The sequence below is a fragment of the Halalkalibacter lacteus genome, from assembly GCF_036663595.1.
Classification (GTDB): domain Bacteria; phylum Bacillota; class Bacilli; order Bacillales; family Bacillaceae_D; genus Halalkalibacter; species Halalkalibacter lacteus.
Genome location: NZ_JAWRVL010000001.1, coordinates 280,704 through 304,328, shown reverse-complemented (window position 1 = coordinate 304,328; position 23,625 = coordinate 280,704). Strand labels below are relative to the sequence as shown.

The following is a 23,625-nucleotide window of genomic DNA, read 5'->3' as shown; positions in this document are numbered from 1 at the left end:
ACATTTGGATCACCTCACGTTTAATTATCTATATTATACTATATCCATTTGAATAATCGGATTTAAAAACAAAAAAAACAGGCTGTTGAGAACACTTTCTCAACAGCCTGAGCCAGTCTAAATGACTGGCTTTTTTTACACAACTTAACGTGAATAGAATTCAACGATAAGAGCTTCTGTGATTTCAGCAGGAAGTTCAGAACGTTCTGGAAGACGGCTGTATGTTCCTTCTAAGCTTTCAGCATCAAATGTTACATAAGCTGGAACAAAGTCTATTCCTTCAAGAGATTCTTTAATGATAGCAAAGTTACGTGATTTTTCACGCACACCGATTGATTGTCCTGGCTTTACGCGGTAAGATGGAATATCTACGCGACTACCATCAACAAGAATGTGGCCATGGTTTACTAATTGGCGAGCAGCACGACGTGTGCGAGCAAGACCCATACGGTAAACTAAGTTATCAAGACGAGACTCAAGAAGAATCATGAAGTTCTCACCGTGAATACCAGGCATTTTACCAGCATCATCAAAAATACGACGGAATTGACGCTCATTAATTCCGAACATGTGACGAAGCTTTTGCTTTTCTTGTAGTTGTAAACCATATTCAGAAAGTTTCTTACGTTGTGTTGGACCGTGTTGCCCTGGAGCATACGGACGTTTTGCTAATTCTTTACCCGTACCGCTTAGTGACATTCCTAAACGACGAGATAATTTCCAAGATGGACCTGTATAACGAGCCATAATTTGACTCCTCCTTGTTATTTTGATGTTGCAAAATAACAACCGCTTGGCAATCTCATACAATGTTCATTTTGCTTTCATGCATCTTCGCTTCGACAGCTAGAAGTTACACGATGCACCTCGATATGCAGCCGCACGAGGAACAAAATGGCTACCAATGTACGTTTACCTTGGCTGTCTTATTTCACACAAACACCATTATATGAATTTAAAAATGAAAAGTCAATAGGAACTAGAAACGGAACCTTGTACAAAGTTCATAATTTTTCGTTCGCAAGTATGGGGAAGCATAGTATAATTGGATGTAGAAAGTCCTAAAGACAAAGTGGTTCGGTCTTAATATGTGCTGATTCGTTAGTGAAAAACAACATGTAACCGATAAAATTAGTATAGAGTTGGATTACTTACTATTTCATAGTGCTCTATGTAAACAATTTTGTACATTTCTGATTGAAACATTTCGTAGACGTTCCTATCCTCAAAAATTTTTTTCATTTTACATGAAAAAGACAGATGAAAAATGAAAAATTTGTTGATTAATAGAGGAGTTTTGTCGAGCGATTATTAGAGGAAATTGACTAGCTGGCACGAAACGAATACTAGAGAAGGAAATGAAGGAGGACTACCACTATGAAGGAAACGAAAAAGGAGAAAATAATTGATGCTGCTGTACGACTCTTTCAAACACAAGGTTATGATGGTACCTCTGTCCGAGATATTGCTAGTAAAGCGAACGTCAATGTTGCACTTGTCTCCTATCATTTTGGTGGAAAAAAAGGATTATACGAAGAATTGATGACCAAATTCCTAGAAGGGTATCTTCAAGTGATAAAAGGGGAAATAGATAAAACATTCGGATCAATTAAAGATCAATTATTGTCACTAGTAAAAGCACTTCTTGAATATCAAACGACTAATCATTATGTAGCAAGGATGGTTCATCGTGAAATGACAATGGACTCAACCCTTGTACGTGAACTAATGTCAACTTATCTCAGAAAAGAAAAGCACGATCTAGAAGGTTTGATACGAACTGGAATGAGAAGGGGAGAATTACGAAAACAGCCGATTGACTTTGTTGTCATTCATTTACGTACAATGATCATCATGCCGTACCAATCTCCCCATTATCTAAGTGAACTATATCAAATTACAACGACGGAACCTTATTTCATTGATCGCTATATGAAACATGTGAGGCAGTGGGTAGAATTATGTCTTTGTAAACATTTAGAACTTAATACATCAACGTCCTATTTACTGCCAAGGTCCATCTCACAATAATGTTTGAGGTTTTGTAAGAACCGCTTTAGAAGAAAGTTGCTGATAGCCACTTAGTAGACTACTTGCTTGGTGGGCATCAGATCCATAAACCAAAGGGATGTCTAAGGTGATGGCTTGATCAATAATAACGTTATTTGGATAGGGTTCCTTGCACAAGGGTTTTATGCAACCAGCTCCATTGTAGTCGAGCTCATATCCTTTTTTCTTTATTTTTTTTAAGATTAACGTGAGCTCATCGGTAAACGGAGCTTTTATTGGAAACTTTTTATGAAACTTTCGGGCTAACGTAATATGACCGATACGTTTAGGATGAAAAAGGCCTAAATCTGTATCGATAGATTTAGCTACAGTATCATAATACAGTTTATAGACGGAATCTATTGAGCCTAATTGTTGGACCGCTTTATCAAACACTTCAGGACTATAGTCTATACAAAGGTAATCAGAGGCAAGCTTTAAAAAATGAACAGATAAAATGCTATCATCTAAAATTGGACCTACTTCGTTCAAAAAGTCAATTGTCTCCTTTTCAAATCCTTCAATAAAATCTACTTCTAACCCCAGGTAAACAGCAAGTTGCCCGTTGTAGTATTGTTTTATTGCTTGAACTTCCTTGATGTAATGGTCAAGATCTGCAAGGTTCATCCCACTGTCCTTTTGAGGTGTTGGATCAACGAAAGAAGGTGGCAGTGGTGCGTGCTCTGTAAATGTAATGCCTTGAATGTTATTTTCTATAGCGACGTCACAATATTTATAAAGAGAATCCTTCGTACCATGGGGGCAATAGGAAGTATGTACATGTCCATCATGTATAATAACCACAAATACCTCTCCTTTTTTAAAAAAATTATGGTGACTACACGTGAATTTCTCATCGTGAGTTCCTTGCTTTTTAGAAAAGTTATGACACTCTTTTTCAGCTCAAAACTCTTCTAAAAAAAGCATACAAAATAGCACTTTCATGGTATCATAATATTTATCAAAATCGTAAAAAACTTAGACAAATTTGTCAAAAATAGAGGATTATTGTTTTATTTGCCGAAACAACAAGAAGCTTATTTTAAGTAATGTTGCAGATTAGAAGAGCGGAGAAAGGAGTCCTCACATGATTTATTTTATCTATCCAGCTATAGCGCTTATTGTCATTTTTATAATTGTGAGTGCAATTATGCGCAAGCGTATTTATAAAGAGGTTGACCGATTAGAGGAATGGAAACATGGAATATTAAATCGGGATATTCCTGATGAAATAGGCAAAGTGAAAAAGTTGCAAATGTCCGGACAAACGGAAGAAAAGTTTGAAACATGGCGAAATGAATGGGATGAAATTGTAGGAACAATTTTACCTGATATCGGAGAACGGCTATTTGATATTGAAGATTTAGCAGCTAAGAACCGCTTTAAAAAAGCACAACAGATAGTAGCAACTACAGACCAACGTCTTGTTGGAATTGAGGAACAAATCAAACAATTACTAGAAGATGTGCAAAGTCTTGTCCTAAGCGAAGAGCAAAATCGTACAGAAATTGATGAAGTTCGCACAGCCTATAAAGAACTTTATACGATTATTACAAAGAAAAGAGGTTCTTTAGGTCCCGGTCTTGCTTCGTTTGATGAAAATATGGATAAAATCAATGAGTTGTTGGATTCCTTTGACCAGTCGACTTCTGACGGAAGTTATTTGCTAGCAAGAAATTATCTGCTAGAAGCTACTACATTACTTAAAGAATTAGAAGAGTTAATCGAACGTTATCCTAAACTTCTTATGCAAGTTGAAACAAAAATTCCTGCTGAAGTGAAAGACCTACAAAATGGAATGGAAGAAATGGAACAAGCAGGCTATCAACTCGAGGCATTTTCAATTCAGTCTAGACTCGAATTAATCGAGAAGGAGTTAGAAAAGACTAAAGAAGATTTAGTTCTTTTAAAATGTGATGGGGTTGAAGACAAGCTTACGGAGATGACCAATCAAATTGAACAACTTTATGAAACATTAGAATTTGAAGTTGAATCAAAACAGTATGTGTTTGCAAAATTGGATCATTTAACAAGTCAGGTTGAAGGAAGTAAAGTAAAAGTCGATACGTTATCTGAGGAAACGCTGGACGTGCGGAAGAGCTATTTCGTCTCTGACCAGCAACTAGGCGAACAAAAACAAATTAAAGAAAGTGCTCAAGACTTAACGAATCAGCTTTATTTTTTATGTGATTTAGCAGACAATCAGAAACAAACATTCACATCGATTCGAGAAATGGTTGATGAGTGGCAAGATAAAATGACAGAGTTAGACACTCGTATTGAAAAGGAGAATGCTACTTTGTTTGCTCTTCGAGAAGACGAGAGAAAAGCAAAAGAAACATTACATTCTCTTCAAGATACGATGGTTGAAATGAACCGTGTCTTGAAAAAGAGTAACATTCCAGGGTTGCCCAATCGTGCTCTCGATCAGCTAGAAAATGCTGAGGAAATAATCGTTGACGCTTCAAACCAATTACAAGAAGTGCCACTAGAACTTGGACGTATAAATATACTAATAGAGGAAGCAACTTCAATAGTCGAGAAAAACAGTGAACTGATTCATGAAATGATTGAATTGGCAGAATTAGTAGAACTTGTTATCCAATACGGGAATCGATATCGCAGTCGTTCGGAGTCGGTGGAGGCTGGCTTAATAGAAGCCGAGTTACTTTTCAGACAGTATGAATATAAAGAAGCCCTTGAATGTGCTGTTCGTGTTATAGAAAAGTATGAACCAGATGTGCTAAATGTTGTGAAAGAATATATGCCTGTGTAAGGCGTAGAAAGGCCTGATCAAGCAGTAGAGATGCTTCTTGGTTAGGTCTTTTTTTGGGCATCAGTTATTCCGGGTAAGTGAGGTGAATGATTGGTTGGGAAGAAAAACAAGGCTTTCGTGCGAGTTTGATCTTCGGTCGAGAAAGAGTGAGGAGGGAGAATGATTTATTTTATTTAGGGATCTTGCGAAAGCCAAGTTTTTCTATTGTCATTTAACATTTTTGTGCTAACATATATGGATGCATAGAGTTAGAAGAGACTTTGGGGGGAAGATGAGATGATTTACTTAGATAATAGTGCAACGACAAAACCTTATCAGGAAGTGGTTGAGACCTATGCAAAGGTAGCATCCACTTACTTTGGGAATCCGTCCTCTCTTCATTCTCTTGGGATGCAGGCTGAGGGTCTCGTAACTGAATCCCGAAGCAGAATTGCGAATATACTTGGTGTAAAAGCAAAGGAAATCATATTCACTTCTGGTGGAACAGAGGGAAATAATATAGCAATAAAAGGGACGGCTTGGGCGAAAAAAAGTCGTGGAAAACATTTAATTACAACGCAAGTGGAACATGCTTCTGTTGCTGAAGCATTTGCACAATTAGAACAAGATGGATTTGAGGTCACCTATTTACCTGTCGATCATGCAGGGAGAATTAATGTTATGCAGCTTGAGGCTGCGATTCGACCAGACACCACTCTTGTTTCCATCATTCATGTAAATAATGAGACTGGTACCATTCAACCTATTCATGAGGTCGGGAAATTATTAGAGAAATTTCCTCATCTACTTTTTCATGTTGACGATGTACAAGGAATAACGAAAGTGCCTTTAAATATTCGCGAAGCAAGAATAGATCTTTGCTCCTGTTCTGCCCACAAATTCCACGGAATGAAAGGAAATGGATTTTTATTTGTGAGAGAGGGAGTAAGAGTCAATTCTTTGTTGCATGGAGGAGAGCAGGAGAATCAACTGCGTGCAGGAACGGAAAACGTAGCGGGGATTGTTTCGATGGCTAAGGCATTACGTATTGCTTCTGAGCAGAAAAGCCATGATAAAAAGCTTGTTAGTCTGCGTGAGCGATTAATCACACAACTAACTTCTATTGAAGGAATAGTGATAAATAGTCCATCATACGATGTAGCGCCTCATATTGTGAACTTTTCAATACCTGGGACAAAACCTGAAGTTGTTGTCCAATCGTTAACAGCAAAAGAGGTCTATGTATCTACAAAATCCGCTTGTTCGTCAAAATTGTCTGCCCCAAGTCGTGTGTTGAGTGCGATGGGATTAAGTGAAGAGAGAGCTAGTTCAGGGATCCGAGTTAGTTTTTCATACGAGACAACACAACAAGAGATAGATCGATTTATTGCAGAGCTTAAAGTTATTATTCCGGAATTACGGGAGGTTATCAATTCATGAAGTATGATCATATTTTAATACGATTTGGCGAACTTGCCTTAAAAGGGAAAAATCGCTCAATATTTGAAAAGCAATTGCAACAAAACATTAAAATGAGTCTAAAATTATTCCCAAACTTACAAATCAAGCGGACATATGGTCGAATTGTCATTGAACTGAATGGTGAAAATCATGAACCGATTGTTGAAGGCTTGCAACATATTTTTGGTATTCACTCTTTTAGTTTGGCATTGAAAGTTGAAAATAGTTTAGAATCAATGCAAAAAGGTGCATTACAAGTATTAAAAGAGCATGATGAAGTCAACACATTTAAAATTACAGCGAGACGGGCCTATAAGCCATTCCCATTGGATACGATGCAACTAAACCGGGAAATCGGTGGGTATGTTTTAACGAATACAAATGATATTACTGTTGATGTTCATAATCCTGATGTTGATATTCGGGTAGAAGTTCGTGAGACTGCAACATATGTTACGTCAGGGTCTTATCCTGGAGCTGGTGGGCTGCCGGTTGGTACGAGTGGAAAAGTGTTATTGTTATTGTCTGGTGGGATTGATAGTCCAGTCGCTGGATATTTAACAATGAAGCGTGGAGCAAAAATCGAAGCCATTCATTTTCATAGTCCACCTTATACAAATGAACGAGCCAAGCAAAAAGTGTTGGATTTGGCAAAGACATTGACTAAGTTTGGCAGTAGTGTTACGGTGCACTTAGTTCCATTTACAGATGTACAAAAACATATTCATCAGCAAATTCCAAGTAATTTGCAAATGACGATTATGAGAAGAGTCATGCTAAGAATAAGTGAGAAAATTGCAAATGAGCGTAAAATTTTGGCACTTGCCACTGGTGAAAGCCTTGGACAAGTTGCTAGCCAAACGTTGCATAGTATGAATACGATAAATGAGGTTACGAATTTACCAATCATTCGTCCGCTTGTGACAATGGATAAATTAGAGGTAATAAGCCTAGCTAAAAAAATTGATACGTATGAAACATCCATTTTGCCATTTGAGGATTGTTGTACGATCTTTTTACCGCCAGACTCTAAAACAAGACCAAAACGTGAACAAGCGAACAAATACGAGCAATATCTTGAAATGGAATCGTATGTGAACGATGCTGTTGAACGAACAGAAAAGATTGTGCTCACAAGCTCAAGCCCTGTTAACGACGAAGTTGATAGCCTGTTTTAAGAGGTTGATAAAAAAGGTCAGTTTTCTATCTTTGAACTACGTTTATATAAGAAATTATGCGTGTATTCGTCGTTTGTAAAGGTTGTTCTTTTAGATACTAAATAATTCTCAGCAATTACCAGTTGACTAAATGCATGTTTTTATCGTCTCCTACTCATTCTATGAGTACAGAAGGAGGTGATAAACATGGCAAGTAACAACAACAGCAATTCAAATCAACTTCTTGTACCTGGTGTACAACAAGCTCTTGATCAAATGAAGTATGAAATCGCTTCTGAATTTGGTGTTCAACTTGGTGCTGATGCTACTTCTCGTGCTAACGGGTCTGTTGGAGGAGAAATCACTAAGCGTCTAGTTCAAATGGCTGAACAACAAATGGGTGGTTCACAACAATAATAAAATAGATCATGGCTGTGAGAAGGGTGTTTATCCACCCTTCTCTTTTTTTATTTATTACAGCTCTCATATTTTTTGCATTTTAAGAAAATCTATAAGCGATTCCATGAAATACATTCAACAATGAAATGGATTGTTGGAGCTGTAGCAGAAGGGTCATATGTTTTAAATCAAATAGCTATAATATATGATAATGGACTGACTCTACTGTTTGTGGCAGTAGAGTTATTTTTTATTGTTTGAATGTCTAGATGGCTAGGAAGAAGAGAAACTAAGGTAAAGTGAGCAAGATAGTTAGGGCTGTAAGAAAACCGAAGACTTCAACTGAAATTTGTCTTCGGTTGAGGGGGAGTGGGAGTGGGATAAAAAGTTAGCTTACATTTAAAAGGGGGCTGACCAGTGTCAAGATTTTCATTGCATGTGTAAATGGATTCTGGCAGGATGAATAGATAAGGTGATAGGAGGATTGTTGATGGGAACACTTTGGTATAATGGTACGTTTTTTACGATGAGAGAAGCGAACGAGGCGGTTTCTGCAGTTTATGTAGAAAATGGCTTCATTTGCGGTTTAGGAGATCAAGAGGAGTTAGAAAGCCGTTTCTCTGGTCTCATTGAAAAGAGCCATAACTTACAGGGAGCTTTTGTCTATCCTGGGTTTGTCGACAGTCATCTACATATTATTGGTCACGGGGAAAAGTTGATTCGTCTTGATTTATCGGAGGTCGATTCTGCTGAAGAAATGAAAAGAAAAGTAGCAGAAAAATATAGAATGTCAAAAGAGAATGAGTGGGTTTTTGGTGAAGGATGGAATGAAAATAATTTCTCTGATAGGAAAATCTTTCATAAACAAGAACTTGACGAAATTTCCCCAAATAAGCCGATGTTTCTTACGAGAATTTGCCGTCATGCTGCACTCGTGAACAGTAAAGCATTAGCACTTGCGGGAATTACAAACGAAACAGAAGATCCCAAAGGTGGAGTGATTGTCCGAGATACTAATGGTGAGCCAACGGGATATCTTCTTGATACTGCAGCTGATTTGGTGAAAGAAGTTATTCCAAAAGTAACAGACGAGTATGTGGAACAAGCTCTTCGGGTAGCTGTAGATGACTTGTTACGTGTTGGGGTAGTCGGAGGTCATACGGAAGATCTTTATTATTATGGGGGCTTTAAACAAACGTTTGATCAATTCACTCGAGTGATAGACGGAAAGAAGGTGAAGTTTCGGGCTCACCTGCTTGTTCACCATGAGGCCATTAAAGAAATGGAAAAAGAAGGATACGATAAAGGTGAGGTTACACCATTTATTGAGCTTGGTGCCGTCAAAATTTTTGCAGACGGAGCACTAGGGGGAAGAACAGCTTATTTATGTAGTCCATATACGGATGACCCTTCGACATCAGGTGTAGCCATTCATACAGAGGAGAGCCTTAAGAACATTGTGATGGAAGCTAGACAGAAAAATCGTCCTGTAGCGATACATACGATTGGCGATGGTGCACTTGAAATGGCTTTGACTGTATTGGAGCAATGTCCATTAAAAGAAGGAAGAGATCGTTTAATTCATGTTCAAGTGGCTAATGAATCATTGATTGAGCGCATGAAGAAATTGCCGTTAATTCTTGACCTGCAACCTAGATTCGTTGCTTCTGATTTTCCGTGGGTAATGGAGAGGTTAGGAGAAGAAAGAATTAAGCAATCATTTGCTTGGAAAACATTGATTAATCAAGGTTTGCATTGTGCGGGAGGATCAGATGCCCCGATTGAACCAGTTGACCCTTTGCTTGGCATCCATGCTGCTGTCACGAGAAAACGCGTTGGCGAGTTCCATGAGGGGTATGTGCCTGAGCAACAACTTACTCCATTTGAAGCGGTTCAACTATTTACTTTAGGAAGTGCATATGCAATTGAACGTGAACAAGAAAGAGGGAATATAGCTGAAGGGTATGTAGCTGATTTTACCATTTTAGATCAAAATCTTTTTTCAATTGAACCTGATGAATTTCTTACTACGAACGTGGTTATGACTGTTGTTGATAATACGGTTATGTATAAGAGATAATCAAAATAAGTCTGTCCCACTTTAAGATCAAGGGGACAGGCTTATTTTGATTATCTTCATTAGAGGAAAAAACCAATCGCTTAGTATGGAGAGAGAGTAGGGGCAGCCCCATTTTGTACAACCTATTATAGAAAATTACGCTGTACTTTTTCCCAAAATGAATTATTTTTTAGCTTTAATACTTTAATCGATCGATCGGCTAAGCGAAGGTTTAGTTGTTTAGCATGACGGATGCTAAGTGCTTCATTATCGACTCCAATAATAGGATGGTCATTTCCGTCTTGTACGACCTTTAATGTTAATGTACGGTTAGCACCGAGTAAAAAGGACGTTCCCAGTGTACGATATTCATTATTATTTAAAGAAGCTATCTCACTTACTTGTAGGGAAGGAAGAGTGGGATCGACAACGGCGCCGTTAACCGACATATTATATGCTGTACTACCTGTAGGAGTAGAAACAATCATTCCATCTCCACGAAAGGTCTCAAAATGAAGGTCATCAATGAAAACATCGATTACGAACGTTTTGATGACATTTGATCGTATTGAACATTCGTTTAAACAATAAAATGGTTGTTCTTGGTCAACGGTCACTTCTAGTACAGGATACCGACGAACTTCTACTTCATCATTTTTCATAGCCTCAATCATACGTTCCATATCGTGAATCGTAAAGTCGGTATAGAAACCAAGTGAATCTGTGTTAACTCCAACGTATAAACAATCATTACGAAAGCCAGTTTTACGCGTTGCTTGTAAAAAAGCATTGTCTCCACCGATACTTGCAATGATGTTTGCCTCGTTTACATGAGAAACAAGCCTAAAATCATTCTTAGTAGCTATTTCTTTAAGCGGTTGAATCAATTCTTGCATTTCATTTGTACGTTTATAAGATAAATATAAATTTTTTCTTGATGACATTGCAACTCATCCTCTCGTAAATGTTCATATTTTGTTTTTATGTTATCATAACCATGGAATAGGAAAAAGAAACCATTATGTGACGAGGAGTGAGGGAATGAGTCGTAAGCGTTGGTTAGCATTAATTGCAGTGGCAATGTTACTCGTTGTATCTCTTGTTGTTAATGCTGCAACATCAACTTTTTTTTCAAATGCAAATTCGATTTTTGACACTATGGGACAAGAGTGGGCAGAACAAATCATTGAGTCTGGGGAAGAGTTTGGCGGTTCCATTGTTGTTCTAGAAATTAATGGTGCGATTCAAGACACAGGAGACGGAGGCTTATTTGCAACGACTGGATATAGACATCAAATGTTTCTTTCCCAAATTGAACATGCAGCAGAAAATCCAACTGTAGAAGGAATCATTATAAGGGTTAATACTCCAGGGGGAGGCGTCGTCGAAAGTGCAGAAATTTACGAAAAAATTGTACAAGCACAAACTGAGTATGACAAACCGATCTTTGTGTCAATGGGGAGTATGGCCGCATCAGGTGGGTATTACATTGCAGCTCCCGCTGATAAAATTGTTGCTAGCCCACAAACGATTACAGGTTCTATCGGTGTGATCATGGAATCGATTAATGTAGCGGAACTTGCTGAAAATTATGGAGTGAAAGTTAACACAATTAAAAGTGGTCCTTATAAGGATATAATGTCTTCAACACGTGAAATGACAGATGAAGACCGAGTAATTCTTCAATCTTTAATAGATGAATCATATGACGAGTTTGTTCGTATTATTTCAGAAGGGCGTAACATGCCAGAAGCAGACGTACGAACAATTGCTGATGGACGAATTTATAGTGGGAAACAAGCGTTAGAGCTTAACTTAGTCGATGAGTTAGGCAGTTTAGACGATACGATTGTGATGATGAAAGAACTGGTTGGAAATGTCGATGTCATCAAGTATGAACCACATATAGGCTTGCCATCTTTCTTGTCCATGTCAATGAAACAATTGCTGAGTGGTGACCATGAATTGGCGAGTCTTGAACGAATGTTATCTACGCATCGTTCGCCTACACTTAAATATATGTATACAGATTAAGGGGGAACCTGAGTGAATCAAGTAATGGAACGACAATCTATCCATTCCAACAGGAGAAGAATGGTCAACGGACGTTTGCGAAATCGAGGAAACTTGGAGCGTCCAAAAGAGGTTCAAACTCATGTGAAAAAACAAGAAGTTCTTCACTTTGCTGGGTTTTGGATGCGATTTTGGGCTTATCTCCTTGATATGATCATTTTATTTTCATTAAACGGATTGCTCATCTATCCTCTTATCAGATTAACAAATTGGAATGACCTGCAGTTAGGTGGTTTCTTTCGCCTAGAAACAGCGTTAGCAACGCTTATCTTTTTCCTATACTTTGCAATTATGACGAAATATTATCGGCAAACAATTGGGAAGATGATCTTGGGCTTGAGAGTGGTTTCAACGGTGAATAATCAACTAAGTTGGACACAAATTGTGTTTCGTGAAGGAGTCGGACGTTTTCTCCACCAAGCTTTCTTTTTTCTTTATGCGATTTATGTAATCGTAGCTTTTACAAATAATAAACAGGGACTACACGATAAAATTGCGGACACCTATGTCATTTTCGAACGTAACCATGCTGAGTAAGAAAAAGAATAAACCTGCCAACTTTGGTAGGTTTTTTTTGAATAAAAAAGGAGATTATAAATGATAACTGCTTTATGAAAAGGGAGACATTTATGATTTGGATGATAGTTATTGGAGCACTCATTTTGCTTGCTTTCGTTATTGTTATTACAAAAGTAAACATCGATATGGTATATCGCCATAATCAGGATGATGATTTACTAGAAGTGAAAGTATCGCTGTGGCGTATGAGAGTTTATACGTTTTCTACCCCTGTCATTAAGCTAGATGATGATTCAGCTTCACTCCTTGTAGAAGAAGAACAGAAAATCGGGATGATGGAATCGAAAAAAAAGAAAAAGCCAATTACTCCTGAGTTGATTTTGGAAGATTTAAGGTGGTTAAGAGATTTTTTGGAGCATGTAGTTGGATTGCACAAAATTGTTAGGCGTTTTTTGAAAAAGGTTCGTGTGAATCGGTTTACGTGGCATTCAGGTATTGGAGTGGGAGATGCTGCATATACTGCTCAACTGGCAGGAGCAATTTGGGCATTGAAAGGAAGCATTATTGGTCTCATTGGCAATTCAATGAGAATGAAATTTATGCCAAAACTTTCAATTGATCCTCATTTTCAAGCAGTTGTATCATATACATACCTTTCTTGTATGTTTTCGTTCAGGATCGGACATGCTATCGTTGCAGGTCTAATGTTATTAAAACATTGGAGACGAAGACCGAAAATGCCGAAAGCAGATTCGGTTGAAAAAAATATGTAATTTAAGAAGGAGGAAACGATTATGACAGACCATCCTATTCAAGGATTAATGAAGACCGCAATGGAAAATTTAAAAGAAATGGTCGATGTAAACACGATTGTTGGTGACCCAGTTGAAACTCCCGATGGCAGTGTCATTATGCCTGTTTCAAAAGTTGGCTTTGGATTTGCTGCAGGTGGTAGTGAATTTGTCATTGAAGAACGTGGTCCGAAAGAAGAGCACAAGCATCCATTTGGCGGTGGTAGCGGTGGCGGTGTATCCATTACACCGATCGCATTTTTGGTAGTTAATAGTGAGGGCGTCAAGATGGTTCACTTAGACAGTAGTACTCACTTATATGAGAAATTACTCGATTTTGCTCCACAAGTAGTAGAAAAAATACAACAAATGATTGGAAATAGCAATATGAATGGCTCGAATCAAAATCCTTCAACTACGACAACATTTGCTGAAACGACTACTACACCTAATCAACAGCCACCACTTTAAAGAATGGGGTTTTCTTCCCATTCTTTTTTTAGGGCCTCTTAGTAATGAGAGCAGGCGTGCAACGTGCAGAGCCACCTCCCACCCTCCATAACTTTATGGAGGGTGGGGAGTTTTTCTAAAAATTTGGCATATTTTCTTTCCTCATGTAAGATAGGGGTTGTACATAATTTTTTTAGAGGAGGAAACGAGATGGCAGAGATTACTTTTAAAAACAATCCAATCACTTTATTAGGTACAGAGGTGAAGGTGGGGGAGAAAGCACCTAATTTTACCGTTTTGGCTAATGATTTATCTGAAGTGACGTTAGCTGATTCAAAAGGGAAGGTTCGCTTGATTAGTGTTGTTCCGTCCATTGATACGGGGGTTTGTGATCAGCAAACACGTCGTTTTAACGAAGAGGCTGCTGGCTTAGAAAATACTCAAGTGTTAACGGTAAGTGTTGATTTACCATTTGCACAAAAGCGTTGGTGTGCAGCAGCGGGGATTGAAAATGTTCAAACTGTTTCCGACCATCGTGACCTTTCGTTTGGCGAGGCATTTGGAGTAACAATTGAAGAATTACGACTGCTTGCTCGCGCAGTTTTCGTCATTGATTCCAATGATGTTGTTACGTATGCAGAATATGTATCTGAAGCAACGAATCATCCAGATTACGAAGCTGCTATTGAAGCTGCCAAATCTGCAAAATAAGCTTTATAAGCTTGATTCAATCAACGTTTTTTGCCTCCGATTTACAAATGTTATTTTGTGACTAGGGAGCAGATCTTGATTGAATCAGGCTTTTTTTAGTTTAGGGTGAAGGAAAAGTGTTTAGTGTGCTAATGCACATTCGTTCGGCTCCTCCTTTCTCAGACTTGAGGAAAATTTTTCAAGAGCTTTGTAGTATAAATCTAATTTTGCTACAATATACGGATGGATGAGCAAGGAAGGGGAAAGTGAATGTATGAAGGATGAAAAGATTGAACAATTATATATATATTTAGATGATACTGCAACTTTGTTAGAGGAAAATGGTTTTGGTACTTATTTAGAAGGATTAGTTGAGGCCGGGGAAAACCTTTTTAGAGAAGAAGTCCGACAGTCATTACCGCACAATCAAGTCAAATTGCTAAAGCAGAAGTTAGATAAGGTCGTTCAACAGAAATTCTCACCTGAGGAAGTTCGAAAGGCATTTCAATTAGCTGGATTGAAAGGGATGAAAGAAGCGGTCCAACCACACCATTCAATGACACCTGACGCGGTTTGTTTATTTATAAGCTATCTTGTCAATAAGGTCATGGGAAAACGAGTTGATGGAGCAGCTTTACTCGATTTAGCTGCTGGTTCAGGGAATTTAGTAAGTACTCTTTTAAACCATGCAACGACACCTCTTTCAGCGTACGCATTTGAAGTAGACGAAACATTATTGAAACTGGCGTTCGTTACTGCAAATTTGCAAAAGCACGAACTGAATTTATTTCATCAAGACAGCATAGAACCAATTGCGTTTCAACAAGTAGATGTTGTTGTGACAGACTTGCCAGTTGGATACTATCCAAAGGATGATGTCGCTATTGACTTTGAACTAATGGCTTCTAGTGGGCATTCGTTTATCCATCATTTAATGATTGAACAGGCAATAAAAAAGACAAAGGCGGGAGGATTCCTCTTTTTTGTCATACCTAATTTCTTGTTTGAAGGTGAACAAGCAAAGCAATTACATGAGTTTGTAAAAAGAGAAACGAATATACTCGGCCTACTCCATTTTCCAAAAAGTATGTTTCAATCTGAACAATTCGGAAAAAGTATTTTTATGCTACAAAAAAAGGGAGGAAATACGAAACAACCGAAACAAGCTCTTTTGGCTGAACTTCCTTCCTTTACAAAGAAAGAAGCACTTGCTGATATGATGAATCATATTAATAGATGGTTTGAAGATGAGCTAGCTATTAAATAAATATGGACGCTTTTTCGGAATGATAGGACTTGACGAAGTGGAAGGTCACGTCCTATTTTTTATCTCGAAAAGTTATTCTAAACCGTTTTCATTTCTAAAAATAATGAATACAGTAGAAAATCTTTAGAAAAAGAGAGAATAAACTTGAAATGAAGATTTCCTGATGCTTAAATGGAAGAGGATAAATTGATGCAAATGTTTGAAGGAAAAAGGAGCTGTCTAAAAGAATGGCAAAGATTATTGCAATTAATGCAGGAAGTTCATCATTGAAATTCCAACTACTTACCATGCCGGAAGAAACAATAATAACAAAAGGTTTAGTGGAACGTATTGGATTAGGTGATGGAGTTTTCACAATTGAAGTTGAAGGTGAGAAAAATACAGAAACATTAGATATTCCTGATCATGCTTTTGCTGTAAAAAAGCTACTTGAAAAGTTAACAGATCTAGGAATTATTCAGTCATTAGATGAAATTGATGGAATTGGCCATCGTGTCGTTCACGGTGGGGAGAAATTCAATGATTCAGTTTTAATTACTGATGAGATATTAGCAGGAATTGAAGAGGTAACTGAGCTTGCTCCGTTGCACAACCCAGCGAATATTGTAGGAATCAAAGCTTTTAAAGAAGTATTACCTAATGTACCGGCGGTCGCTGTATTTGATACGGCGTTTCATCAAACAATGCCTGAAGCTTCTTTTTTATATAGCTTGCCTTATGAGTATTATGAAGATTTTGGAATTCGTAAATATGGTTTCCATGGTACATCACATAAGTACGTATCAGAACGTGCAGCCGAGTTATTAGGACGTCCGCTTGAGCAACTTCGTCTCCTATCTTGTCATTTAGGAAATGGGGCAAGTATTGCAGCAATTGAAGGTGGAAAATCAATTGATACATCAATGGGCTTCACTCCACTTGCGGGTGTAACAATGGGTACGCGCTCAGGTAATATTGACCCTGCATTAATTCCATACATTATGGAAAAGACGGGACAAAACGCAAAAGAAGTGTTAGATACTCTTAATAAGCGTAGTGGGTTATTAGGTGTATCAGGCTTTTCCAGTGACTTGCGAGATATTGTAGGAGAAGCAAAGGGCGGTAATGAACGTGCAGAGCTTGCTCTTGAAGTGTTCACTTCTCGAATTCATAAGTATATTGGCTCATACGCAGCACGTATGAGTGGGGTAGATGCGATTATCTTTACTGCGGGGATTGGTGAAAATAGTGACGTGATCCGTGAGCGTGTCTTAAAAGGTCTTGAATTTATGGGTGTTTATTGGGATCCAGCATTAAACCAAGTTCGTGGAAAAGAAGCGTTTATTAACTATCCACATTCTCCAGTTAAAGTTATTATCATTCCGACAAATGAAGAAGTGATGATTGCACGAGACACCGTTCGTCTATCTATGTAATATCATAAAGAAGCACTGCTCAAGCTGAGTAGTGCTTCTTTGCTTTTACAAGGTAAGCGCGCTATCATTAGACTGAAAACTTTCTATGTCGCATAGAATGAAGTAAGAAGCGATAAGAGGGGGGATTGTAATTGTTGCAATTGCAAGAGGGAGAAACGATTACAGATTTTTTTCTAATAAAGGAACGAGAGATAAAACAGGCTTCTAATGGGAGCGATTATGCAAATTTCATGTTGGAACGAAATTTAGAAGTCATTCCTGCAAGATTATGGGATGTCACAGCTGAACAAAAGGAGAAACTTACGCGTAAGGCGATTGTGAAAGTCGAGGGAAGTGTTCTTACATACCGGGGGAAGTTACAATTAACGATTCAAAGAATTCGCTTAGCTACTGAAGAAGATCAAGTAAATGTTTCTGAATTAATATCGAGAAAAGGTGTTCAGCGCGAGGCCTTATGGCAGGAGCTAAGGTTCATGATGGAAGAAGTACAATCAGAGACACTAAGAGCTATTATGAAGCAGCTTTTTAGTAAGCGTGTTTTAAGAGAACGCTTAACGACTATTCCCGCTTCTAAGAGTTATCATCATACGTATTATGCGGGCTTACTCGATCATATTGTTCATGTAACTCAAGCTGCATTGCAACTTCTTCCACTTTACCCAAAAGTGAATAAAGATATTGTCGTAACAACGTGTTTGGTTCATGATTTGGGTAAGACAGAGGTTTTTACAGAGGCAGTAGCTCCTGAATACTCGACAACAGGAGAATTAATGGGGCATATAACTCTTGGTCTAGAACTCGTTCATGATGCAGCGAAAGAAGCAGGAATTTCTAGTCATCATGACGAATTAATTGGCTTAAAGCATTGTATAGCAAGTCAGTTTGGTGAGGTTAGTCAAGGATTTGGAAGTACAGCCTCTCCTAAAACTGCAGAAGCCATTTTCTTTCAACATGTAAAACAGATGAATACGATGTTGCATGCGTTTGAAATCATGCAAGAGAGAACAACTGAAACGTGGACGTATTCGCCAATGTTTAAAAGAAGGATGTATACAAAGGGAAATGATCATTGTAGTAAAGAGGGATGATTTATGAATAACACAAATCAATTGAAAACTCGCTGGAACGAGATCAAAGAATGGGAAGAGGCTTTTTTTATTTCAGAGTCAACCGATATCATTAGCACGTATAGTCGGTTAACAGAACGCGCTTTTGACCAACTAGGTCAAAAGCGCAAACAGAAGTGGCTAACTATGATGGATACGTGTTTATTACATTTACAAGCGTGGCTTCAACATACGCGGTCATATGAAGAAACGAAGCGAAGAGTCATTTCTCACGCTAGAATGTTTGATCCTCATGTAGCGACAATTGATGATTTGCAAAGCCTTCCTTTAGAGCAATTAGATTACTTAGCGGAGCAGCTTATGGCCAAACAACGCCTACTGGCTTTAGGTCAAGGTGGATTGACAGGAATGGGAGGGGCATTCCTTCTCCTTTCTGATTTGCCCGCACTTGCCGTAATTCAATTACGTTCGTTGCAACATCTTGCTCTTGTATATGGCTACGATGTGAGGCGCCCGATTGAGATGATGAATATGTTAAAACTTTTTCATGTAGCAACGATTCCGAAATCATATCAAGCAGACGAATGGGACAAGTTAATAAGAGAGGTGGAAGAGCAAGATCGAGATCATGTTTTTTATCAAGGGGACGATTCGATCGTTGGCGACTCAATCTTTGAGCAATTAATAAAACAAATTGTAAAAAGTTTTGTTCTAACTATGTTACGAAAAAAAGTCATCCAAGGTGTACCGCTTGTCGGAATGGCTATTGGTGCAGGACTGAATTACCGTTTTTCTCAACAGGTGATTGATATTGGTCAACATTTTTATCAAAAACGTCGCTTATTAGAGGAAATGTAAGAAACCTGTACAAGTGATTGTTGAATAAAACAGGTGAGCAACGCTCATTTCTGTTAGAGGATGTGTCAAATGGTTCATACAACCTAAGATTCATCCTCTTTTGTTATAAAAGCGTGTTGAAAAAGTGCAACGGCTTAAAACCGAGGCACTAAAAATAAAAAACACCTTAAAAAGATCACGAGTGAGCGGCAATGACTCCGCACGTTGCTTAGAGGATCCTGAAAAAGGTAAAAACCAATCTTTTTTCAGGATCCTCTTTTAAAGAAACAGGCAACAAAATCACTTGTCATACTTATGATGGTACTAAGCTACTGTTGCTTGACACAGTGGGGGAAATGCGGAACCAAATCCAAAGGTCATTAATAATAGAAGCAAGCTCAGCCATTTCAAGGTTTAACTCACAAGAACGTTCAAAATCTTCTTCATTCGTTAATTGCTCATGCACTAATTCAATTTCATGTTCAATTTCTTTTACACGATCTGGAATAGTTCCTCTAATCGTTTCCCATTTCGCCACCAAGTACTCTTGTGTAGTACGTTCAAGTACATTCCAAGAGAGATCTAGAGTGGGGATGGGAAGTCTAAGACGGGGGTCATAAACAAATTCTATGCTCACTTAATTCACCTCAACATAGATGATAACGAATGAAGAGAAGATTGAAAACAAAAACAACATAAAAAAAGCAAAAAAATGACTTGCCAAAACCAAGCACCCCTGTTAAAGTAATGAATATTAATAAGAATTGTGTTTGGTTTTATGCAATGGTGCGTGAGTCATGACAGCACTCATTTTTTTGAATAATTATGTATAAAAATAATATTTGAAGTATTAATATTCATTGGAGGTAATGAGAAATGAGTAAAGAGAAAGTAGTATTAGCATATTCAGGTGGTTTGGATACATCAGTAGCAATTAAATGGTTAGCAGATAAAGGGTATGACGTAATTGCGGTAGGATTGGATGTTGGTGAAGGGAAAGATTTAGACTTTGTAAAACAAAAAGCATTAAATGTTGGTGCAATTGAATCATATTCGATTGATGCTAAAAAAGAGTTTGCTGAGGACTTTGTTTTACCAACATTGCAAGCACATACGATGTATGAAGAAAAGTATCCGTTAGTATCAGCACTTTCTCGTCCTCTTATTTCTAAGAAGTTAGTTGAAATAGCTGAACAAACAGGTGCTTCAGCTGTTGCGCATGGTTGTACTGGAAAAGGGAACGACCAAGTTCGTTTTGAAGTATCGATTCAAGCATTAAATCCGAATCTTAAAGTATTAGCTCCTGTTCGTGAGTGGGGTTGGTCTCGTGATGAGGAAATTGCTTACGCAGAACAAAACAATATTCCAATTCCAATTAATTTGGATAATCCTTACTCAGTTGACCAAAACTTATGGGGACGTGCAAACGAGTGCGGGATCCTTGAAGATCCATGGGCAACTCCACCAGAAGGTGCTTACGAATTAACAGCTGCTATTGAAAATACACCAGATCAAGCTGAGATTGTTGAAATTGGTTTTGAGCAAGGAGTACCGGTTACATTAAACGGGAAGTCTTATCAGCTAGATCAATTAATTTTAGAACTAAACCAAGTTGCTGGAAAACATGGGGTTGGACGTATTGACCATGTAGAAAACCGTCTTGTTGGTATTAAATCTCGTGAAGTATATGAGTGCCCGGGTGCGATGACGTTAATTAAGGCGCATAAAGAGCTTGAAGATATTACGTTAACGAAAGAAGTAGCTCATTTTAAGCCAGTTATTTCTAAGAAACTATCTGAAGTGATTTATGATGGTCTTTGGTTTTCACCAATCACAAAAGCACTACAAGCTTTCTTACAAGAAACGCAAAAAACAGTCACAGGTGTTGTACGTGTGAAACTCTTTAAAGGGCATGCGATCATCGAAGGACGTAAATCACCGTACTCTTTATATAATGAAAAACTTGCAACATATTCAACAGATGATGAATTTGATCACAATGCTGCAGTTGGTTTCATCTCTTTATGGGGCTTATCAACAAAAGTAAACAGCATGGTGAACAAAGAGAAGAAGGAGGTCACACAGTAGTGACAAAGCTCTGGGGGGGACGTTTTACAAAAACAGCAGAAGAGTGGGTCGATGCATTCGGTGCATCGATCGGCTTTGATCAAGCGCTTGTTGATGAAGACATTGAGGGAAGCCTCGCACATGTAACAATGCTCGGTAAATGTGGAATTTTGCCATCTGAAGAGGTAGAGCAAATTAAAGCAGGACTAACGAGATTGCGTGAAAAAGCTAAAAAAGGTGAGCTTGAATTTTCAGTTCAACAAGAAGATATTCATTTAAATCTCGAAAAAATGCTTATCGATGAAATCGGACCAGTTGGAGGCAAGCTTCACACGGGACGGAGCCGGAATGACCAAGTTGCAACAGATATGCATCTTTACCTACGCAATAATACGAATGAAATTATGGTTCTTGTCAAAAAGCTTCAACGAGCTTTGTATAATCAAGCAACCTCTCATGTAGAAACATTAATTCCTGGTTACACGCATCTACAAAGAGCTCAACCGGTCTCTTTTGCGCATCACCTTCTTGCTTATTTTTGGATGCTTGAGCGTGATTATGGTCGGTATGAGGATAGTTTGAAACGGTTAAACATCTCTCCTCTAGGAGCTGGCGCTTTAGCTGGAACGACATTTCCAATTGATCGCGCTTATGCTGCTGAATTACTAGGCTTTGATGATATATATAATAATAGCCTAGATGCAGTTAGTGACCGTGACTTTATTGTCGAGTTCTTAAGTGCATCGTCTGTTTTAATGATGCATTTGTCGCGTCTTTGTGAAGAATTGATCCTATGGTCGACTCAGGAGTTTCAATTTATTGAAATCGATGATTCATTTGCAACAGGTAGTAGCATTATGCCGCAAAAAAAGAATCCTGATATGGCAGAACTCATCCGTGGAAAAACAGGACGAGTGTACGGCAATTTGTTTTCGTTGCTAACAACACTTAAAGGCTTGCCTCTTGCTTATAACAAAGATATGCAAGAAGATAAGGAAGGCATGTTTGATACTGTAGAAACGGTTAAAGGGTCATTAAATATTTTTGCAGGTATGATTGAAACGATGACAGTAAAAGAAGCAACGATGGAAAAAGCGGTTCATCAAGACTTCTCAAATGCAACAGAGCTAGCAGATTATTTGGCAACAAAAGGAATGCCGTTCCGCCAAGCTCATGAAGTAGTTGGAAAACTGGTTCTTGTTGCGATTCAAAAAGGTGTCTTTCTTCTTGATTTACCATTTTCAGATTACAAAGAAGCAAGTGAGCTTTTTGAAGAAACTATTTTTGATGTTCTCCATCCTAAAACAGTAGTGGCACGTCGCAATAGTGCTGGTGGTACTGGATTTGAACAAGTGAAAGTTGCATTAGTAAAAGCAAATAACTGTTTGAATATTCAGACAAAAAGCTAATATATAACACATAAAACCAATCGTTGTGCCAATACTAAGTAGGCAATGGAATACTTAGAATGGGGGCACACGAAAATGAAAGAACACAAATTAACAAATATGACGTATGTTGCAGAAGGCGAAATGTCTGTTCATCAACAAATTATGGATTCCTATAGCCAAGGGACGCATGAAGAGCGTCACCAAGACGAAATGGAACATCAATACGACAAAATGAAATAATAAAAAAGAGACTGATATTCATATGGATCTAATTGAACCTGATAATTAATGGGTTACAGTAGATCGTTTATGAAGTCGTCTCTTTTTTTACTATCTTGTGAAAACATAGTATGATTTACAGATAAAGATGTACATATGGGTGAGGAGGAATAGACGTGCGTCATGCCTTCATAACGGCTGGAACGAAAGGGTTAGGAGTCCGAGTGACGGAAGCATTACTTGTAAAAGGCTATTCTGTTACTATTACATTTAAAAGTGACGTGGAAGCTGTAAAGACCTTACAAGAAAGGTGGCTGGAGCATGCTGATCACATGCAATTCGTTCGTGCTGATATAACAAAAAAAGAAGATATCCATTATGCTGTAGATTTAGCGTTGGCCAAATTTAAAAGAATTGATTTATTAATTAATAACGCTGGACCTTATGTATTTGATCGTAAAAAGCTTGTGGACTATGAAGAAGAAGAGTGGTACAACATGGTGGAAGGAAATTTAAGCTCTATCTACCATTTATTAAAAAAGATTGTTCCTATTATGAGAAAAGGACAATTCGGGCGTATTATTACATACGGGTTTCAAGGAGCAAATAGCGCACCGGGATGGATCTATCGCTCAGCTTATGCGGCTGCTAAGGTCGGTCTTGTGTCGTTGATGAAGACAGTCTCGATCGAAGAAGCAGAATATGGCATTACGGCCAATATGGTTTGTCCAGGAAATATATTAGGAACGATGAAAGAAGCAACGATTGAAGAAGCAAGACAACAGTCTGATTGCGATACGCCAATAGGACGGTCTGGAACAGGCGAGGACATCGCAAGAGCAATCCTTTTTTTATGTGAAGAAAATGCTGATATGGTAACGGGAACGGTTCTTGAGGTGACCGGTGGAGTCGATGTTATACACCGTTATCGGTAGCAATGATAAAGTAGTAAGAGGGAT

General features: G+C 38.1%; 23 protein-coding genes. 19 read left to right on the top strand and 4 right to left on the bottom strand.

What is annotated here, in order from left to right:
• Nucleotides 1-144: 144 nt before the first annotated feature.
• Complete coding sequence (gene rpsD, locus SAZ04_RS01440) at nt 145-747, bottom strand: 30S ribosomal protein S4 (RefSeq protein WP_332689897.1); 603 nt, start codon at nt 745-747, stop codon at nt 145-147.
• A 630-nt stretch (nt 748-1,377) separates the two neighbouring features.
• Here rpsD and refZ point away from each other — a divergent pair.
• The gene (refZ, locus tag SAZ04_RS01435; protein WP_332689894.1) at nt 1,378-2,031 is read left to right on the top strand and encodes a forespore capture DNA-binding protein RefZ; all 654 of its coding nucleotides are present in this window, start codon (nt 1,378-1,380) and stop codon (nt 2,029-2,031) included.
• Here the strand turns inward: refZ and hisJ are convergent.
• Nucleotides 2,023-2,853 carry a histidinol-phosphatase HisJ gene (gene hisJ / locus SAZ04_RS01430; RefSeq protein ID WP_332689891.1) on the bottom strand — a complete coding sequence of 277 codons (831 nt, stop codon included), beginning with the start codon at nt 2,851-2,853 and terminating at the stop codon, nt 2,023-2,025. The genes refZ and hisJ overlap by 9 nt on opposite strands.
• A 283-nt stretch (nt 2,854-3,136) precedes the next feature.
• Between hisJ and ezrA the strand changes: the two genes are divergently transcribed.
• The 5 genes from ezrA (at nt 3,137) to SAZ04_RS01405 (ending at nt 9,901) form a co-directional block, all read left to right on the top strand.
• Nucleotides 3,137-4,825 carry a septation ring formation regulator EzrA gene (gene ezrA, locus SAZ04_RS01425; RefSeq protein ID WP_332689888.1) on the top strand — a complete coding sequence of 563 codons (1,689 nt, stop codon included), beginning with the start codon at nt 3,137-3,139 and terminating at the stop codon, nt 4,823-4,825.
• Nucleotides 4,826-5,101: 276 nt separating this feature from the next.
• Nucleotides 5,102-6,244 carry a cysteine desulfurase family protein gene (locus SAZ04_RS01420; RefSeq protein WP_332689885.1) on the top strand — a complete coding sequence of 381 codons (1,143 nt, stop codon included), beginning with the start codon at nt 5,102-5,104 and terminating at the stop codon, nt 6,242-6,244.
• Nucleotides 6,241-7,443 carry a tRNA uracil 4-sulfurtransferase ThiI gene (thiI, locus tag SAZ04_RS01415; RefSeq protein ID WP_332689882.1) on the top strand — a complete coding sequence of 401 codons (1,203 nt, stop codon included), beginning with the start codon at nt 6,241-6,243 and terminating at the stop codon, nt 7,441-7,443. The genes SAZ04_RS01420 and thiI overlap by 4 nt, the downstream gene beginning before the upstream one ends.
• Before the next feature lie 186 nt (nt 7,444-7,629).
• Nucleotides 7,630-7,839, top strand: coding sequence for an alpha/beta-type small acid-soluble spore protein (locus SAZ04_RS01410; RefSeq protein WP_332689879.1), 210 nt, complete (start codon nt 7,630-7,632; stop codon nt 7,837-7,839).
• Nucleotides 7,840-8,311: 472 nt separating this feature from the next.
• A complete protein-coding gene (locus tag SAZ04_RS01405) occupies nt 8,312-9,901 on the top strand; it encodes an amidohydrolase (protein ID WP_332689876.1) in 1,590 nt (529 codons plus the stop codon).
• Nucleotides 9,902-10,026: 125 nt separating this feature from the next.
• Here the strand turns inward: SAZ04_RS01405 and SAZ04_RS01400 are convergent, their stop codons facing one another.
• Nucleotides 10,027-10,824, bottom strand: coding sequence for an NAD kinase (locus SAZ04_RS01400; RefSeq protein ID WP_332689873.1), 798 nt, complete (start codon nt 10,822-10,824; stop codon nt 10,027-10,029).
• A 97-nt stretch (nt 10,825-10,921) separates the two neighbouring features.
• Here SAZ04_RS01400 and sppA point away from each other — a divergent pair, with 97 nt between their 5' ends.
• The 9 genes from sppA to SAZ04_RS01355 all read left to right on the top strand — a co-directional run bounded on the left by sppA (nt 10,922) and on the right by SAZ04_RS01355 (nt 19,010).
• Complete coding sequence (sppA, locus tag SAZ04_RS01395; RefSeq protein ID WP_332689871.1) at nt 10,922-11,914, top strand: signal peptide peptidase SppA; 993 nt, start codon at nt 10,922-10,924, stop codon at nt 11,912-11,914.
• Between the two features lie 12 nt (nt 11,915-11,926).
• Nucleotides 11,927-12,490 (top strand): RDD family protein, encoded by a 564-nt coding sequence (locus tag SAZ04_RS01390; protein ID WP_332689868.1) that lies wholly within the window; start codon nt 11,927-11,929, stop codon nt 12,488-12,490.
• Between the two features lie 92 nt (nt 12,491-12,582).
• Entirely contained in the window at nt 12,583-13,245 is a 663-nt protein-coding gene (locus SAZ04_RS01385; RefSeq protein ID WP_332689866.1) for a DUF2953 domain-containing protein, read from the top strand.
• A 21-nt stretch (nt 13,246-13,266) separates the two neighbouring features.
• On the top strand, nt 13,267-13,734 hold the full coding sequence (ytfJ, locus tag SAZ04_RS01380) for a GerW family sporulation protein (RefSeq protein ID WP_332689863.1): 468 nt from the start codon (nt 13,267-13,269) through the stop codon (nt 13,732-13,734).
• A 189-nt stretch (nt 13,735-13,923) separates the two neighbouring features.
• Nucleotides 13,924-14,424: a thiol peroxidase gene (gene tpx / locus SAZ04_RS01375; protein WP_332689860.1), complete on the top strand. Its 501-nt coding sequence runs from the start codon at nt 13,924-13,926 to the stop codon at nt 14,422-14,424.
• A 253-nt stretch (nt 14,425-14,677) separates the two neighbouring features.
• On the top strand, nt 14,678-15,670 hold the full coding sequence (locus SAZ04_RS01370; RefSeq protein WP_332689857.1) for a class I SAM-dependent methyltransferase: 993 nt from the start codon (nt 14,678-14,680) through the stop codon (nt 15,668-15,670).
• A 227-nt stretch (nt 15,671-15,897) separates the two neighbouring features.
• Nucleotides 15,898-17,085, top strand: a complete 1,188-nt coding sequence (locus SAZ04_RS01365) for an acetate kinase (RefSeq protein ID WP_332689854.1) — start codon at nt 15,898-15,900, stop codon at nt 17,083-17,085.
• Between the two features lie 131 nt (nt 17,086-17,216).
• Nucleotides 17,217-18,173, top strand: coding sequence for a 3'-5' exoribonuclease YhaM family protein (locus SAZ04_RS01360; protein ID WP_332689851.1), 957 nt, complete (start codon nt 17,217-17,219; stop codon nt 18,171-18,173).
• A 3-nt stretch (nt 18,174-18,176) separates the two neighbouring features.
• Nucleotides 18,177-19,010, top strand: coding sequence for an EcsC family protein (locus tag SAZ04_RS01355; RefSeq protein ID WP_332689848.1), 834 nt, complete (start codon nt 18,177-18,179; stop codon nt 19,008-19,010).
• Between the two features lie 292 nt (nt 19,011-19,302).
• On the opposite strand, the gene SAZ04_RS01350 is transcribed toward SAZ04_RS01355, so the two are convergent.
• On the bottom strand, nt 19,303-19,527 hold the full coding sequence (locus SAZ04_RS01350; protein WP_332689845.1) for a hypothetical protein: 225 nt from the start codon (nt 19,525-19,527) through the stop codon (nt 19,303-19,305).
• Nucleotides 19,528-19,865: 338 nt separating this feature from the next.
• Between SAZ04_RS01350 and SAZ04_RS01345 the strand changes: the two genes are divergently transcribed.
• The 4 genes from SAZ04_RS01345 to SAZ04_RS01330 all read left to right on the top strand — a co-directional run bounded on the left by SAZ04_RS01345 (nt 19,866) and on the right by SAZ04_RS01330 (nt 23,601).
• Nucleotides 19,866-21,077, top strand: a complete 1,212-nt coding sequence (locus SAZ04_RS01345) for an argininosuccinate synthase (RefSeq protein ID WP_332689842.1) — start codon at nt 19,866-19,868, stop codon at nt 21,075-21,077.
• Nucleotides 21,077-22,465 (top strand): argininosuccinate lyase, encoded by a 1,389-nt coding sequence (gene argH / locus SAZ04_RS01340; RefSeq protein ID WP_332689839.1) that lies wholly within the window; start codon nt 21,077-21,079, stop codon nt 22,463-22,465. Before SAZ04_RS01345 ends, argH begins: the two co-directional genes overlap by 1 nt.
• Nucleotides 22,466-22,540: 75 nt before the next feature.
• A complete protein-coding gene (locus SAZ04_RS01335) occupies nt 22,541-22,687 on the top strand; it encodes a hypothetical protein (RefSeq protein WP_332689836.1) in 147 nt (48 codons plus the stop codon).
• A gap of 149 nt (nt 22,688-22,836) precedes the next feature.
• A complete protein-coding gene (locus SAZ04_RS01330; protein WP_332689944.1) occupies nt 22,837-23,601 on the top strand; it encodes an SDR family oxidoreductase in 765 nt (254 codons plus the stop codon).
• The last annotated feature ends 24 nt before the right edge of the window (nt 23,602-23,625 follow it).

What these genes read in the sequence shown, in the direction of transcription:
- SAZ04_RS01400 (WP_332689873.1), bottom strand. Translation starts at nt 10,824, where the DNA reads ATGTCATCAAGAAAAAATTTATATTTATCTTATAAACGTACAAATGAA.
- SAZ04_RS01365 (WP_332689854.1), top strand. Translation starts at nt 15,898, where the DNA reads ATGGCAAAGATTATTGCAATTAATGCAGGAAGTTCATCATTGAAATTC.
- SAZ04_RS01385 (WP_332689866.1), top strand. Translation starts at nt 12,583, where the DNA reads ATGATTTGGATGATAGTTATTGGAGCACTCATTTTGCTTGCTTTCGTT.
- refZ (WP_332689894.1), top strand. Translation starts at nt 1,378, where the DNA reads ATGAAGGAAACGAAAAAGGAGAAAATAATTGATGCTGCTGTACGACTC.
- tpx (WP_332689860.1), top strand. Translation starts at nt 13,924, where the DNA reads ATGGCAGAGATTACTTTTAAAAACAATCCAATCACTTTATTAGGTACA.
- sppA (WP_332689871.1), top strand. Translation starts at nt 10,922, where the DNA reads ATGAGTCGTAAGCGTTGGTTAGCATTAATTGCAGTGGCAATGTTACTC.
- SAZ04_RS01355 (WP_332689848.1), top strand. Translation starts at nt 18,177, where the DNA reads ATGAATAACACAAATCAATTGAAAACTCGCTGGAACGAGATCAAAGAA.
- SAZ04_RS01335 (WP_332689836.1), top strand. Translation starts at nt 22,541, where the DNA reads ATGAAAGAACACAAATTAACAAATATGACGTATGTTGCAGAAGGCGAA.
- rpsD (WP_332689897.1), bottom strand. Translation starts at nt 747, where the DNA reads ATGGCTCGTTATACAGGTCCATCTTGGAAATTATCTCGTCGTTTAGGA.
- SAZ04_RS01410 (WP_332689879.1), top strand. Translation starts at nt 7,630, where the DNA reads ATGGCAAGTAACAACAACAGCAATTCAAATCAACTTCTTGTACCTGGT.
- ytfJ (WP_332689863.1), top strand. Translation starts at nt 13,267, where the DNA reads ATGACAGACCATCCTATTCAAGGATTAATGAAGACCGCAATGGAAAAT.
- SAZ04_RS01370 (WP_332689857.1), top strand. Translation starts at nt 14,678, where the DNA reads ATGAAGGATGAAAAGATTGAACAATTATATATATATTTAGATGATACT.
- thiI (WP_332689882.1), top strand. Translation starts at nt 6,241, where the DNA reads ATGAAGTATGATCATATTTTAATACGATTTGGCGAACTTGCCTTAAAA.
- ezrA (WP_332689888.1), top strand. Translation starts at nt 3,137, where the DNA reads ATGATTTATTTTATCTATCCAGCTATAGCGCTTATTGTCATTTTTATA.
- SAZ04_RS01345 (WP_332689842.1), top strand. Translation starts at nt 19,866, where the DNA reads ATGAGTAAAGAGAAAGTAGTATTAGCATATTCAGGTGGTTTGGATACA.
- SAZ04_RS01420 (WP_332689885.1), top strand. Translation starts at nt 5,102, where the DNA reads ATGATTTACTTAGATAATAGTGCAACGACAAAACCTTATCAGGAAGTG.
- SAZ04_RS01405 (WP_332689876.1), top strand. Translation starts at nt 8,312, where the DNA reads ATGGGAACACTTTGGTATAATGGTACGTTTTTTACGATGAGAGAAGCG.